The following is a 14,512-nucleotide window of genomic DNA, read 5'->3' on the forward strand; positions in this document are numbered from 1 at the left end:
TTTAAAGACTACATTTAAGTCTTGTTTTTCCACACCTCAAAGTACATATTTTGAGTAAAACAAGAAAGGCTAGCCGAGTAATCGACTAGCCTTTTAAACTATCTACTTTTGAGACAGCCACTTTTTTATCACTTAACTTCAGAAAGTTAGATCGCGTATTTAGAAGGATCTATTTCTGTCTTATTATTTTTCATAAATTCTACTACCTCCGACAATCCTTGTTCCAAGGAATATTGAGGCTCCCAATCAAAAAGGGTTTTAGCTTTAGTAGAATCGCAAATCAATTTCATTACCTCACTTTTCTCTGGTCTTATTCGTTGATTTTCTGCAATAACTTCTTTGTTCGTACCACAAATCTTTTGAACCATATCTACTATTTCTCCAATCGTATCTCCTCTTCCTGTACCAACACTTACTACCTCACCAACAGTGGACTCAGCCAACGCGGCCAGCATAAAGCCTCTGGCCGTGTCTTTTACATAAAGCATATCTCTCACCGGATCCAAAGAACCGAGGCGGATTTCATTCGAATCCGAAAGGACTTGAGATACTATAGTAGGAATTACCGCACGGGTAGATTGTCTTGGGCCAAAGGTATTGAAAGGCCTAAACACACAGACAGGCAAGTGGAAGGATAAGAAATAACTCTCCGCAAGCTTATCAGCTCCAATTTTTGTAGCTGAATAAGGAGATTGCCCTTGCAGGGGATGCTTCTCGTCAATAGGAGCATATAAAGCTGTACCGTAAGTCTCGGAGGTTGAGGTTACGAGAAGTTTCTGAACCCCTTGACTTCTTGCAGCTTCCAACATGTTCAATGTTCCGGTAATGTTGGTAGATACATACGCAGCCGGAGCCACGTATGAATAAGGAATTCCGATCAGTGCAGCGAGGTGAAATACGATTTCTCTTCCTTCGGACAAGGAATTCATAAGAAATCCATCTTGAATATCTCCAAAAACAATTTCAACCTGACTGAGAATTTCCTTAGGAAGAAAGCGTAGATTGTTCGTATTGGAGTTGGAATTGTAATGAACCAAGGCGGTAACTTCGGCACCAGCTTTAACCAATTCCTCAGTTAGATGGCTTCCTATAAAGCCCGCTGCTCCAGTTACCAGGACTTTTTTTCCGGTGTAATTCATGGATTTGATTTATTAAATAGATTTTTATAGTCAAGATTGGCTTTTTCGTAGTCTTGATGTTGACCTATATCGAGCCAGTATTCTTCAATTGGGAAGGCGACAATAGACTGCTTTTCTCTCAAAAGCACATCCATCAGATCTGTAATGTCGAAAAAATTACCTTTTGGGATGTGACTCAAGGTATCTGGACTGAGTGCATAGATTCCCCCGCTGATTCGGAATGAATAGGTTGGTTTTTCCAAAACAGAGGTCACTTGACAGCCTTCCGTCTGCAATACTCCATAGGGCACTTTTGCTTCATAAGAGGCGCTACCAATGGTCAGTTTGGCGTTATTCTCTATGTGAAAATCAAGTACGGACTTATAATTCAAAGAGGTCAACAGATCTCCATTCATCACTAGGAAGGGAAGTTTAAGCTGATCTTCGAGGTATTTGACCGCACCAATAGTCCCTAGCTTTTTATCTTCTTTGAAATAGCGAATGGATAGTCCAAAAGTAGAACCATCACCACAAAACTCTTCAATGTGTTCTGATAAATAATTGGTGCAAAGGTACACGTTTCGAAACCCAAATAGATGAAGCCTCTCTAGGATGGTTTGCAAAATCGGCTTATTGCCTACCTTGAGCAGTGGTTTTGGTATATTTTGAGTCAGTGGTTCTAATCGGATTCCTCTCCCTCCTACCATCAAAACAACCGGATTTTCAATCGTTGGGCTGGCTTTTTCTGGTTCTGAGGAAAGAAAATGATGTATTTTCCCCTGAGCATCTATCACAGGGACGAGCTTAATTCCCCGCTCGGTAATCTGCTTCATATCCAAAGTTTTCTGCTCCTGTATGGAAACAGTAAAAGGATTGGAATTCATAACTGCAGAAAGACTATCATCGAGTTGGCAGCCATTTAATATCCCTCTTCGGATGTCACCGTCACTTACGGAACCAACTAACTTATCATCGCTATTCAACACAAAAATGAGTCCCCTCTTATTTGTCTCTATCAGTCGCATTGCTTCACGGACTGAGATATTTTGGGCAGCTGTGAAAAGGTTGATTTTATCTTTATCAATAAACATATTAAACTAATTCCTTTATGTATGCTTCTAAGGTAAACCTTTCTTCAAATTCAGTTAAGTCTCTAAAAACTTTATCTGATATTTTCATCATATTATCATAGGGTCTGATAGGCTCAAAATTCCTTTGGTAGTGGAAGCCTAGGTTTTTCTCGAACAAGTCAATCAACTGATGAACGTTGAAATGATCTCTGCCCACCATATTCAAAATCGGTGTCTTTCCCCAGTCCATGCTTTCCATCACCATTAAAATTGCCTGCGACAAATCCTCTACGTGAAGAAAAAAGCGGAATAGACTTCCGTCATTATTGAAATCAAGCACCTGATCAGAGAGACCAGCTCTCAGCAAATAAGCGAAAACACCTTTGGGCTGGGTAGAACCATAAATATTGGAAAGCCTAAGGATCAATCTGTTTTCAGGTTCCAAGCCTGCCAAAATAAACTCTTCAGCTGCTAATTTGAGCGTGGAGTAAGGAGTCTCTGGTTGACAGGTGTGAGATTCATCCACAAAATCTCCTGAGCCATACACTCCTACGCTTGAGAGTTGAATCAGCTTGGTATGCTCTGCACATGCCTGAATCAAGTGTTGGATCCCCAAGGTGTTTTGAAGTAGGCAAGCTTGTATGGGCCTGCTTATCTGGCCGGTGAAATTGAAGATAAAGTCAAATTTCTCTTCCCTAATCAACAGCACTGAGTCGGGTGAGCATATGTCCAACTTCAGATGACGCGCACCTTCTCCTTTTCTGGAACCTATAAGGATATTCGAAAAGCCAACCTTTTCTAAAACAGCGGAAAAATGGCTACCTAAATAGCCATTTCCACCGAGAAGTAAGATTTTACTTTCCTTCGTAAAATATTTTTTGGATGCTGACACTTGACAGGTCTAAGTTTTTGAGAATGTCTACGATCTGTTTAGCAGAATTTCCCTCTCCATATGGATTCTTTATTTCAGAGACCTCTTTTCTAAACTCTTCGTCAAATAATGCTTTATGAATTGCTTTCTCTATTTGCGAAGCATCATTAGGCACATCTAGCACATTGTTAGCACGTTCCCTTCCCATTTGCCTATTTCCTATATTAACAGCAGGAATTTTCAAAGTTGGGGTTTCATGAATTCCAGAACTAGAGTTCCCCACCAAAGCCCATGCGTTTCTGTACAGATTGACGAATTTAAGCGTTGGAAGAGAAGGTATCCACTTGAATCCTGAAGCTTTGATTTCCTCAATGATTTTAGAATGTCCTGCATCGTTATTTGGCAGAAGGAACACCACTTGAGCATCTATGTTTTTCAAAGCCTTAAGGGTCTCCCTGATTTGATCAATAGAAGACATAGCCTCGGTAGTAACTGGATGCTGAATCACCAAAACAAAGGGTTTTGAAAAGTCCAACCCAAACTCTTTTTCCAATTCGGAAGCGTCCATGGTTGGAGTATTGACCAATACATCGATAGACGGGCAACCGACTACATGAATATCTTTCGGGTTTTCGCCAAGTCGAATCAATCTCTTTTCTGCATCTTCAGTGGCAGGAAAGTGAATATGGGAGAACTTAGTCATCGCATGTCTGATAGATTCATCTATGCTTCCCGTTACCTCTCCACCTTGAATATGTGCAACAGGGATGTTCATATGTGCAGCAGCCACAGTCACGGCAAAGTTTCCACCGATATCAAAGCCAGATAGAACCAAATCAGGTTTTGATTTTTCTAATTCATAGGTCACTCCTGTCAAGACTCTAGCCATGGATCGAACCATTTCAGCTCCTGAATCAGGCGCATTTGAGTCAAACATCGGAATTTTGGCGTCGATAGTAAATCCGTCATCTTCTATGTAGTTGACATCTTTACCATGAAGATCCAACAGACAAATGCCCGTCACTACCAGGTAAATTTCAAAGAATGAATCAGCTTTCATTCTTTCTAAGATTGGCTTATATCTACTATAATCAGCTCTTCTTTCTATGAGTACAAATACTTTCATTATTTAACCTACTTATTGATGTGATTTATTTAATACTATTCCACTGCACCTGAATATCCACTTCCAGGTCTTCTGCAGCTGATTTGCCCAAGATAGACTCAAAGTGTTCGGCTAGAATACCGCCTTTCCCAGGCCTTTTCACCCAGATATTTTCTCTTGTAAATACTTCTCCTGAAGCTATTGGTCTGATGGTACATACCGTAGCAAAAGCGAAGTCTATCGTAGCTTGCTCTTCCGCCACTGCCTTCTTGTCTCCGCCTCTTTGCAACTGGATGATATGCGAACCCTCAATCAGTTCAGCGCAGGCTTGCTCATCCATAGAGCAAACGATGTCTGGCCCTTTCCTTTGCATGTGATCGGTGAAGTGCCTTTCCAAAATGGAAGCTCCCAGAGCCACCGCTCCAAAGCAGGCATGATTGGTAATCGTATGATCACTCAGTCCGACTACAGCCTGAGGAAAAGCTTCCTGAAGCTGAGCCATAGCTCCTAATCTAACCAGGTGGTTTGGCGTAGGGTACAAATTGGTAGTATGAAGCAAAGCAAAAGGCACATGGTGCTTTACCAATATAGCAACTGACTTTGCTACACTCACCAAATCATTCATTCCAGTACTTAATATCATAGGCTTCCCAAAGGACGCTATGTGCTCCAGCAAGGGATGGTTATTGCATTCACCTGAGCCTATTTTAAATCCAGGTACATCCCAAGAAATCAGTCTATCAGCCGCCGCACGAGAAAAAGGAGTTGATATGAAAATCATTCCTTGTGTCTCCACATATTCTTTAAACTCCAGCTCCTCTTGCTCAGAAAGAGCGCAGGTTTGCATGATTTCGTAAATACTTTCTTTGGTGTGAGAAGGAATGGTGTTTTTTGCTTCCCGGCTCATTTCATCATCTACAATATGGGTCTGATGCTTCACCATTTCTACTCCTGCACGCTTAGCAGAATCTACCAGTTCCTTTGCTACTTCAAGAGAGCCACCATGGTTTATTCCAATTTCGGCAATCACTAATGGCGGAAAATCATAGCCTATTTTTCGTCCGGCTATTTCTATGTAAGGTTTATTCATTTGCTTGTAGATTTTACCATACGGAGTAACCTCCGTCAATAATTAAGTTATGTCCCACTATATGTTTGGAGGCCTCTGATGCCAAAAACACTATACCACCATTCATATCAGACTTATGAGCCATATCCCCAGAGGGGTTTAGCTGCTTATAGCGCTCATAAAACAGGCCTTCATGCCCATTCCATACGCCACCTGGAGTAAGGGAATTCACACGGATTTGCTTGTCAGCCCATAAAGTGGCTAAGTACTTGGTGAGGGCAATAACACCTTGCTTGCTAACGCTATAGGCAACAGGCTGGAATATACCAGTACCTGGATAAATCCGATGATTGGGACTGACCACTCCATAAAGACTCGCAATATTAATAATATTACCCTTACCCTGCGTGAGCATTTGCTTTCCGATTACCTGACATCCCAAAAAAACTCCTTTCAAATTAATGTCCATTATCCTATCCCAATCTTCCTCTGGAAAGTCTTCAAAGCCTGCTTCAAAATTAGCTGTCTTAGACTGATTTGTGCTGGCGGCACCATTGATTAATACATCGATTTTGCCGTGTTTATCCAAGATGAGTTTCAAGGCATCTTTCCAAGACTGGGAGGAAGATACATCTAGTCCAATCCCTATGACAGGTAGATCTTGCCAGGATTTTTCAAGGATGATCGCATCACACTTGCTTTTATCCAAATCGGCCAAAATCACTGTTGCTCCTTTTTCAAGTAATGCAGAAGCCATTTCAGGACCTAATAATCCTGCTCCACCTGTGATTAAAACTATTTTATCACTTAAATCGAAAATATCGTTCATCTGTTTATAATTGTTTTTAAAAGGTCATAACCTGTCCCGTGACGAAGGAAACGGGATGGAATCTCGCATGGTAGAAAATCATCCCACTGTGGGAGACGCACTTCTCATGGGAATTTCATTGTTGCTTACCCATTAAAAATTCTACTAGTTCAAAATCTAAGAGTGAATCAATATCTATAGCCCTTTCTCTGGGAATAGGGAAAATCCTACAAGGAGCTTTGCTCCAATGTGGATAGTTATATAAAGCAGATTTTTTGATCACAAATGCAGCAGGTGAGAGACTATAGACATCAGGAGCATCTTGTCTTCTTACAATAGGTTTATCAGACTTTTTTACGATTTCAGCTAATCCATCTTCCCGTATCTCCATCATGTTGAAGTAAGGGTTTCTCTCCGGCTCATAGCCTGTAATCACTACTTCTGTGGTAGGATTATCCAGAGCAAGTTGAATTGCCCCGTCTATATCCTGAGGAGTTTTCAAGGGAACTGTGACATCCAGATCTACCAAATACTCGACTTCCTGACCATATTCTTTTTCGTAAAATTCAAGTGCATGTATAAATACAGGCCATTTGCTAGCAGAATCAGAAGCCAAATCGCCAGGTCTCATGAAAGGCACTTTGGCTCCATACTCTCTAGCTATATCAGCAATTTGTTGGGTATCTGTGGAGATAATTAAGTCTGCGATCAATTCACTTTGCTGAGCTTGACGAATGGTATGACCAATTAATGGTATGCCATGCATGAGCCGTAGATTTTTGTTCGGAACACCTTTGGATCCTCCGCGGCAGCAGATGGTAGCTAAAATCATTTAAATAACGGGAATTTTATAAGTGAATTGGATTGACTGGAAATTTTTGAGGCCATGACAAGTTGGAGGCTTTCTACCCCCTGCTCAAAGGTACAAATTCTATCATCTGATTCTTCTTCCATGAAAGCTTTAGCAATTTCTAAATATCGGTCATTTCGCTCGAAATTAGAAAAATCAAATACTTCTTCCTTTTTATCTGCTTGAGTGAGCGTCACTGTGCGTGCAGCCAAATCCCATTTAATAGTTCCAAGGGCGCCTGTAAGCACACAATTGCGGATCAGTACACGCTGGTGATAATCTAAGTGGATTGTTCCGGAGGCTCCAGATTCGAACCTGATCAACACATCTGCAACATCCTCAGTCTCAATTTCCAGTTCTCTATTTTTCTGGTAAATGGCAGTCACAGATGCTGCTTTTCCCATCAACCATATGAGGTAGTCAAACTCATGGATTAAATCCAGCATCACACCTCCCCCTCGTTCGAGAGAAGCACTCATACCTTTTCTGTGGTCTTCGTAAGGCCTCCAATCGGGTAGATATTGTCCTACAAAGGCATTTGCAGAATATACTTTACCTATTACTTTATCATGCAGTAATTTTCTGACTCTAGTCAACCCCGGATCATAGTGAAGGTCATAGCCTACTAGTATCTGAACTCCAAGTTCTGCAGCAGTTTTGAATTGCTCCAAATCATCCAAGGTATGACTGATAGGCTTCTCCAAATAGATTTTAGAGACTCTTGCCTGAACCAGAGTCTTTAATTGATCTACATGAAAAGCAGTAGGCGAACATACAAAAGCGTGGGTAAATTGATAAGCTTCCAATGCAAGTTCCAATTTTGGAAAAACATCATGACCATCCCACTCTTTGGGTTTGATCAACTTGGAGCTGACCAGCACAATATCTTGAAATCCCAGGATCTTCAGATTATTGAAATGTCTCGTCCCTATAGATCCAAGGGCAATAATTAGTATTCTTTTTGATTGCATAAATGTCAGTTCTTGCAAGCTGAATCAAGCAAATTTGAATAGCGACCTGAGCATATTTTTCAACGAATTAGGAAAAAGAGATTTAATATGGTCTGACCAGACCATTCCTTCGGGACGTTTTAACCGTAAAGGTGAATCCTTTTGAATCTTCCAATACTCGGACTTCCTTGGGTGATTACTGTTATACTGCCAAGGTTTGCTTGAGCCTGTATAGTGGATAAGGATAGGAGAATCCACCGCTTCCTTTATTTGATCACTAGTCCAGGTCGTTTCTCCAAAATCAAACCCTTCTCTGTACAAAATCGCCTGTTGGTTGAATCTGGGAGTCAATTCCAAATATTCTCCATCGATGACTCCGTTCAAAGCACACTGATCAACAAATCTGATTTTGTCAGGATAGTTATGGATAAATTCAAATGCTTTGTTGGTAATATCTCGTTCTTTCCAAAGGTCAAGATTGATCAGCATGACACCAGAATTAAAATAAGTGGCTGAATCACTCATCCCTAGCTCCGTTTTCCATTGGTAGATAGGATCAACAACAGCTGCAAGAACCTTGTTTTTCAGATCAAACTTCAGGAATTCAGTCAGTGAAGAAACCACAATAATATCAGCGTCTAAATAGATTGCTTTTTTAGTATATGGGATTAGTTCAGGAATTAGAAGTCTGTAGTAATTAGCTCTTGAGAAATGATGAGGAATGGGGAAATTTTCAAATACATCATCATCGAGCTTGATAAAATCAAATTTCGAACCCAGAGATTTCACCTTGTTGGAAATAGCTGATTTTTTGGGCTCTGTAAGTTCTGTACCTAGCAAGTAAAATTGAAAATATATATTCGGGTTTGCTTTGATTACAGAAAGCATCGTAGTCATCACATGGGAAATAAACTTTCCATCTGAGCAGAATACTATAGGGATTTCATATGGTGTTTTGGTTGTCATCAGCTCAGCTGTAGTTCACGGACAAAGCATTTACCTACTCGTGCATGCTTAGCCAAATGCCGGGAATGTGTACTTCCCATATCTTTCAAATTTTGGAGATGGTCACCACCATACACAAATGCTATCCTCTCTTTGCTATAGATTTCAGAAACAGTTTTCCAAAATGGGCAGGTAGGGGCTGTACCTAATACCCCTTCATCCGAACCCATTTTGCCATAGATAATAAAATCCCAGTGCCCTCTTTTAATGGAGTTTTCTACGGCATCATCTGTGGCAGGAATAGCTTCTAACTCTGCCGAAGTGGTTAGTCTCCTAGTATATCCAAATCCTCTTCCGTAGCACTGCTTGGCTTTATCTACCGGAAAGTCTTTGTATAGGTAATCTAGCTTTGGATAGGCAAAGCATAGCCCCTTCTCAGACTCTAGAACTCGACTTAGCCCAATAAAAAGCAGCTCTCTTGAATAATTAATATTTGCATCACAATTTAGGAAGAGAATTTTTTGGTTGGCCTTAGCTCCTAGATTTTTCAGGAAATTATTTGCAACAGCAGAGCAAGTAGCATTCGCCTTAAAATGTTTGAGAATATCTGCCGCGTATTTTGTATAGATGCTTTGGTAATCTGAATTGTCTTTCCATGGCAACAACTCCTTGTTTGCTTGAATGATCAGCTCTTTGGGTAGATGGGAAAGCGTATCCTTTGGACAAGATGTCAAATCCGGGAAAACTGGAATGGCACCATTGGCCAGGATCTCATAATGTCTCAGGCAATCCCAGCCTCCTTTTTTCCAGGTATAAGCAAATTGGGCATCCGCATACATAGCATAATAATCCTGCTCATTAGAAAACCTATAGGTTTCTCTCAAACCGGGAACCACTTCTGCCCAGAGGGAGGTTTTCTCAGGAACTTCATCTAAGATCAATTCATCTGGAATGCAATACCCCAAAGGAAAGATGAAATCAGACGAATTTTCCAGCCTATAATACTTTGGATACAACTTGTCAATTACCCTGAAAAAATAAGTCATGATCTTGACTTGATAGGTTTCGATTTTATTGCTGATTTTTTGGGAAATAGTCATAATTCAGTTCCCACTAACTTGTTTAATCTGGCTCATTAAGATCATTTTCTTTTTCAGTCCCTTAGTGATGTACCTGGAAAAGTAGTATGTGGCCGACAGGAGGCCAAGCTTTTCAATGGAATACAGCACCTTCCATAGATCAGCTGCATTTCCCATAAATGAAGTGCTCTGGGATCCGATGCGGTATCTATAATTGGACAGGGCTTTATTTATCCCATAGGCCTTAAAACCTTGTTTCAAAATGGCTAAATGAAACACATAATCCTCCGCTTTCAAGAGATCCAGTTTCAAAAGCGGAATAGACACCTGCGCTGAGTCTAGCATAAGAGTTATGATGGAGAACTGGGGATTGCCCAGAAGTTGCTGATAGGAGATTTCTGAAGTAAAACCGACATTACCTTTACCCATATATTCTCCAGATTCGGTAATCCGCTGAAACATAGTGAAGGAAACCGCATGCTTTTCTTTGAGCATAAATGACAATTGGGTCTCGATCTTAGAAGGCTCATAGGTGTCATCGGAATCCAAAAAACAAATAAATCTACCTTTAGCTTCTTCTATCCCTTTGTTTCGGGAGGCTAGTGCTCCACTGTTTTTTTCCTGAATAAACACCTTAATCCTCGAGTCCTCAGCAGCTGCAGCGGTACAAATATCCCATGAGCGATCAGTAGATCGATCATCTACGAGTACTAGCTCCCAGTGAGGGTAAGTTTGGCGTTGGACGGATTTGATACAGTCGAGGATAAACTGGGCTGTATTATATACAGGCACGATCACCGACACTAGAAAATCAGCACTATTTTCTGCTTTCTGCATATTCTAAGTTGCAATAATCATGTACTAAATCTGCGAATATTTTACTCCAATACTCTAATGAATTTCCGGAAAACTCGTCACTCAAATTGGCACTGATAGAGTGATAGAGGGTAGGGTCCCCTATTAATCTTACCACTGCCCTACTCAATTCCTCCGGCTTGCCCGGAGACACAAAAAGGCATGTTTTCTCATGCTGTAAAGCCTTTGCTATACCTCCAACTTTGGTAGAGATCACCGGCAGGGCAAATGCTCTGGCTTCATTGATAATCTTAGGCAAGCCTTCACTATAAGAAGATATCATCAAGAAGTGATGGTTTCTGTACAACTCGAAAAGCTCCTCTCCAAATGGCTTATAGCCTGTGAATTTGATTTTCGAATGCAAATTCAGCTCTTCCCTCAGGTTGATGAGCTGATCCTTCTGATCACCCTCTCCTACAATTGTGAGTTCCGTATTATTGGTTTTGTTTAACAATTGAACCGCTCGGAACAGATCAGGAAGTCCCTTCTCAGGTTCCAATCTTCCGACAAAAAGTAGTTTGATCTTCTCGAAATCCATCTCCCGGGAAGACATACGAACCTGTTCGGAAACTATGGAATCGCTGATATAAGATGAATGGATAAACTTCCCGTTGAAACGCTCATACATCTCATCCCCCACGGTAATCAAGAGGGCATTAGCATGAAATTTCTCCGCATACCAATACAGGAATTTTGTAAAACTGAGTCCGGCCCACTTCTGAATGCCTGAGTACCGTACTTGTATTAGCGCTTCTAGGTTTTGGCGCATAAAAAGCACTACAGGTTTCTTCCTTCCTATCAGCAGCAAAATCAGGAAGCTAATCGGGTGAGGCCAGGTAACCCAAAATACATCAAAGTGAGTGACCGCTGACTGCAACAACTCTTTTGACCTACTGAATAAACTAGGTTTTTTGAGAAACTCTGACACACTGGAATAAAATGGGAATACCAGAACTTCTTCCCTCTTCTCAGTGAAAAAATAATGTCCTGACTCCTCGGTTTCAATGCATCTGGACCCTAATTGGGATTCATCAAAATACGTTTTGCAGGTAGCTTTAATAAATAATATATGCGAATCATCCGCATATATTTTACCCTTGTTTTTCTTTAAAATAAAGTCGTTATATGCAAAAATCTTCAATGGCTGAACTAGCTTTTAGGAATGGTTTGGAATGAGAAAAAGGCTAAAGTAGCTGAACCTTTACCTTCAAAAAAAGAGATTTCTAGACTGACCAAATGATTTGGAATCAAGCTGAAGATAAGAACTAAACAGGTACGTTTTGTTCCGAATCAGCAGGTTGGAGTTTAAATCTATTGACGGTTTTTGCATTGACTACTCTTCGTCCTTTTTTATTTCTTTTGGAAATAGATCGCATATTAACGCAGGAAATACCCATCAACAAAGGTGTGATGTAGGTACGCGTGGCAGAATGGAAGGTCGCCAGAAATCCCAATAAAAACAGCGCAATCAATATCCCCTTACTGATGGACTCAGGGGCATAGCCTTTATTTAAAAAGAACACCAGTATAAATAAAGAGAATATTATTAATCCTAAGGCACCATGCTCCGCTATCAACCTGGACAATTCCACATGTGGGGCATATCCTTTGTACTCATTACGCATGTAAGTAGAAGCCCCCACGCCTACTCCCAGCAGACTATGATCCAAAAACAAATCCACATCTTCCATAAATATATCAGATCTATTTGTGGTTATTTTATTGAGGTTTTTTTCAGCTGATCCAGCTAGAGTTCCCTGCGTCTCTCCCATGTAGCGGAGTAATAGCATTCCTCCAGTGATTAAATTTGCGGCAAACATCACAATAAATAGGAGGATACCGACAGGGAGAATGAATTTTTTGAAATTAGGAATTCTTAGTATGCTACGTTCTTTGGCACTCAGCTTGGTCAGATAGAACATCACTACGAACACCCCAAAAAACCCGCCGATCATACCTCCGCGGGAAAAAGTCAGTAGTCCTTGAATTGTAAAGAGTCCTAACATTATCCCATCTAACCATCTGAAGCCGGAGATCTTATAATTCAAGAGAATAGCCACCGAAATCACAAAAACCCCCAGCCCCAAAATAGTGGATACTTGATTAGATCCAAACCCTCCGGCAGTAGCAAAATTCGCACCCAAGGTGAACTCTACTTCATCCAGATTCGGGGTACGGATGATAGTGAAAATCAACACTGAAACAATAGGATAAACCAAAGGTTTAGACCAGTTGATCAGCGTCTTAAGATTCAAATTCAGTGTTGAAAAAAACCAAATTGCGACGCCTATATTTAAAAGTCCCAATAGGTTGAATTTGATATCATTAAATGTTACCTGATTACTTTCGTCAAACATGACGGCGGGAATGGATAGAATAACGATCACTAGTCCGATCATGCCTTTGGCAGACTGATTTCTGTTGAGCAAAAGACCTAGTGGACAAAGAAAAAGTATAATATACTTTCCCAATTCATAAGGAATAAATGGGTCAGAACCTGCTAATCTCCCAAGAGCTTCGAAGGATGCAAAATATATGATAATCTCTGCAATCAAACGGGGCCTATCGACAGCATTGACATTAAATAGATTGATAAAACTGTACCCAAGAAGCACATAGAAATAAATGATCATCGGGGATGCAGAGATCGTTGCAGATGCACCCAGCAATACATGGACTATAAACCAAAAAAAGGCTTTATTTTGTTGCTTTAATGAATTGAAAAATATAAACATCTTAGCTCAGGCCCTTTAATAAATTATTATATTTTTCTAAAAAATTCATATTGCCAAAGTTAGCTGAGACATGACTGGCAAACAACTCTGCTTTCGCGTCTGCCTCCGAAATATTTGCTGCCACATGTAGCATGGCTCCTAGCAGCGCATCTTTACTTCCTTTTTCCACCAAGTACCCAAATTTACCTTGTTCTAGTAACGCTTCGCATTGTCCAACCGCCGTGGTCACTATCGGTACATTGCCTAATCCCAGCTCCAACAGTGAAACCGGTAAACCCTCTACATCAGAACTCAAGACGGCAAATTGAGCTTCCTCCATATAAGGTGTTAAATCAAGCTGGATTCCTTCAATCAAAATACTGTTCTCCATGGCGTTGCTGCGAATCAGCTCTTCAATTTCTGCAAGATAAGAAGGGTTTTCTGTCGCACCGACGAGTTTCAATTTGTAAGAAGGATGTGAAGCTACAAATTCCAAAAAAGTATTGACCAGTATGTGATGGTTTTTGGGTGGTTTTAAATTTGCCAAACAAAGAATCACTGCCGACGGACTTTGTCTGGAGACTTCTCCCGGCAGATCCGGAAAATTCTGAATATAGGCAACGTTCCTGATTTTGGTCAATTCCTTTTCGATCCAGTATTTCAGCTCTTCGTTCACGGTAATGACTGCATCTATGGAGCTTTCAATGAACTTAATTTTATTACCAAATCGTTGATCATCACCAGAGAAACCTCCGTAATGCGCATGCCAAATCAACTTACTCCCTGGGACAAATTTCCTCAACATTACTCCCCAGAAAACGGAAGAATCATGCACATGAATATGGGTGGGTTTGAATTTACGTGCTGTGGAAACCAAGTTTTTAAAAGCCCTAAAATCAAAAAAAGACTGTTTGTGAAGACAAAGATAACTCGCCTTATCCAGTAGAAAGTCATTCATGGGGCCGCTCGACCTGCTGGCGACAAGAATATTTGGAATATTCATTTTGGCAAAGAGATTGGCAATATTTACAGCCATCCGCTCGGCGCCGCCGACTGCCATGGAATCTATCACTTGCAT

General features: G+C 40.7%; 14 protein-coding genes. All 14 read right to left on the bottom strand.

All coding sequences use genetic code 11. The annotated features are described in order from the left end of the window. Positions 1-146: 146 nt before the first annotated feature. A complete protein-coding gene (locus tag U3A58_RS04270) occupies positions 147-1,139 on the bottom strand; it encodes a GDP-mannose 4,6-dehydratase (protein ID WP_323822153.1) in 993 nt (330 codons plus the stop codon). Further along, a complete protein-coding gene (locus U3A58_RS04275) occupies positions 1,136-2,209 on the bottom strand; it encodes a nucleotidyltransferase family protein (protein ID WP_323822154.1) in 1,074 nt (357 codons plus the stop codon). The genes U3A58_RS04270 and U3A58_RS04275 overlap by 4 nt, the downstream gene beginning before the upstream one ends. Before the next feature lies 1 nt (position 2,210). Then, entirely contained in the window at positions 2,211-3,080 is an 870-nt protein-coding gene (locus tag U3A58_RS04280; protein ID WP_323822155.1) for an NAD-dependent epimerase/dehydratase family protein, read from the bottom strand. Next, positions 3,043-4,185, bottom strand: coding sequence for a UDP-N-acetylglucosamine 2-epimerase (neuC, locus tag U3A58_RS04285; protein WP_323822156.1), 1,143 nt, complete (start codon positions 4,183-4,185; stop codon positions 3,043-3,045). Before neuC ends, U3A58_RS04280 begins: the two co-directional genes overlap by 38 nt. Positions 4,186-4,210: 25 nt before the next feature. After that, entirely contained in the window at positions 4,211-5,254 is a 1,044-nt protein-coding gene (locus U3A58_RS04290; RefSeq protein WP_323822157.1) for an N-acetylneuraminate synthase family protein, read from the bottom strand. 13 nt (positions 5,255-5,267) lie between these two features. Then, a complete protein-coding gene (locus U3A58_RS04295; protein ID WP_323822158.1) occupies positions 5,268-6,062 on the bottom strand; it encodes an SDR family oxidoreductase in 795 nt (264 codons plus the stop codon). 115 nt (positions 6,063-6,177) lie between these two features. Continuing rightward, on the bottom strand, positions 6,178-6,873 hold the full coding sequence (locus tag U3A58_RS04300) for an acylneuraminate cytidylyltransferase family protein (RefSeq protein ID WP_323822159.1): 696 nt from the start codon (positions 6,871-6,873) through the stop codon (positions 6,178-6,180). Further along, positions 6,870-7,862: a Gfo/Idh/MocA family protein gene (locus U3A58_RS04305; protein WP_323822160.1), complete on the bottom strand. Its 993-nt coding sequence runs from the start codon at positions 7,860-7,862 to the stop codon at positions 6,870-6,872. The genes U3A58_RS04300 and U3A58_RS04305 overlap by 4 nt, the downstream gene beginning before the upstream one ends. A 24-nt stretch (positions 7,863-7,886) precedes the next feature. Then, positions 7,887-8,807: a glycosyltransferase family 8 protein gene (locus U3A58_RS04310; RefSeq protein WP_323822161.1), complete on the bottom strand. Its 921-nt coding sequence runs from the start codon at positions 8,805-8,807 to the stop codon at positions 7,887-7,889. Beyond that, positions 8,807-9,886, bottom strand: a complete 1,080-nt coding sequence (locus U3A58_RS04315) for a hypothetical protein (protein ID WP_323822162.1) — start codon at positions 9,884-9,886, stop codon at positions 8,807-8,809. Before U3A58_RS04315 ends, U3A58_RS04310 begins: the two co-directional genes overlap by 1 nt. Before the next feature lie 3 nt (positions 9,887-9,889). Further along, positions 9,890-10,702, bottom strand: coding sequence for a glycosyltransferase family 2 protein (locus tag U3A58_RS04320; protein ID WP_323822163.1), 813 nt, complete (start codon positions 10,700-10,702; stop codon positions 9,890-9,892). Further along, a complete protein-coding gene (locus U3A58_RS04325) occupies positions 10,683-11,861 on the bottom strand; it encodes a glycosyltransferase family 4 protein (protein ID WP_323822164.1) in 1,179 nt (392 codons plus the stop codon). The genes U3A58_RS04320 and U3A58_RS04325 overlap by 20 nt, the downstream gene beginning before the upstream one ends. A 124-nt stretch (positions 11,862-11,985) precedes the next feature. Then, positions 11,986-13,455, bottom strand: a complete 1,470-nt coding sequence (locus tag U3A58_RS04330) for an O-antigen ligase family protein (protein WP_323822165.1) — start codon at positions 13,453-13,455, stop codon at positions 11,986-11,988. Position 13,456: 1 nt separating this feature from the next. Continuing rightward, a complete protein-coding gene (locus tag U3A58_RS04335) occupies positions 13,457-14,512 on the bottom strand; it encodes a glycosyltransferase (RefSeq protein ID WP_323822166.1) in 1,056 nt (351 codons plus the stop codon).

This window comes from Algoriphagus persicinus (assembly GCF_035156415.1).
In the GTDB taxonomy this organism is placed as follows: domain Bacteria; phylum Bacteroidota; class Bacteroidia; order Cytophagales; family Cyclobacteriaceae; genus Algoriphagus; species Algoriphagus persicinus.

Excerpts from the sequence above, each read along its gene's own strand:
- U3A58_RS04270 (WP_323822153.1), bottom strand. The coding sequence starts at position 1,139 with ATGAATTACACCGGAAAAAAAGTCCTGGTAACTGGAGCAGCGGGCTTT.
- U3A58_RS04275 (WP_323822154.1), bottom strand. The coding sequence starts at position 2,209 with ATGTTTATTGATAAAGATAAAATCAACCTTTTCACAGCTGCCCAAAAT.
- neuC (WP_323822156.1), bottom strand. The coding sequence starts at position 4,185 with ATGAAAGTATTTGTACTCATAGAAAGAAGAGCTGATTATAGTAGATAT.
- U3A58_RS04290 (WP_323822157.1), bottom strand. The coding sequence starts at position 5,254 with ATGAATAAACCTTACATAGAAATAGCCGGACGAAAAATAGGCTATGAT.
- U3A58_RS04295 (WP_323822158.1), bottom strand. The coding sequence starts at position 6,062 with ATGAACGATATTTTCGATTTAAGTGATAAAATAGTTTTAATCACAGGT.
- U3A58_RS04300 (WP_323822159.1), bottom strand. The coding sequence starts at position 6,873 with ATGATTTTAGCTACCATCTGCTGCCGCGGAGGATCCAAAGGTGTTCCG.
- U3A58_RS04305 (WP_323822160.1), bottom strand. The coding sequence starts at position 7,862 with ATGCAATCAAAAAGAATACTAATTATTGCCCTTGGATCTATAGGGACG.
- U3A58_RS04310 (WP_323822161.1), bottom strand. The coding sequence starts at position 8,807 with ATGACAACCAAAACACCATATGAAATCCCTATAGTATTCTGCTCAGAT.
- U3A58_RS04315 (WP_323822162.1), bottom strand. The coding sequence starts at position 9,886 with ATGACTATTTCCCAAAAAATCAGCAATAAAATCGAAACCTATCAAGTC.
- U3A58_RS04320 (WP_323822163.1), bottom strand. The coding sequence starts at position 10,702 with ATGCAGAAAGCAGAAAATAGTGCTGATTTTCTAGTGTCGGTGATCGTG.
- U3A58_RS04330 (WP_323822165.1), bottom strand. The coding sequence starts at position 13,455 with ATGTTTATATTTTTCAATTCATTAAAGCAACAAAATAAAGCCTTTTTT.
- U3A58_RS04335 (WP_323822166.1), bottom strand. The coding sequence starts at position 14,512 with ATGCAAGTGATAGATTCCATGGCAGTCGGCGGCGCCGAGCGGATGGCT.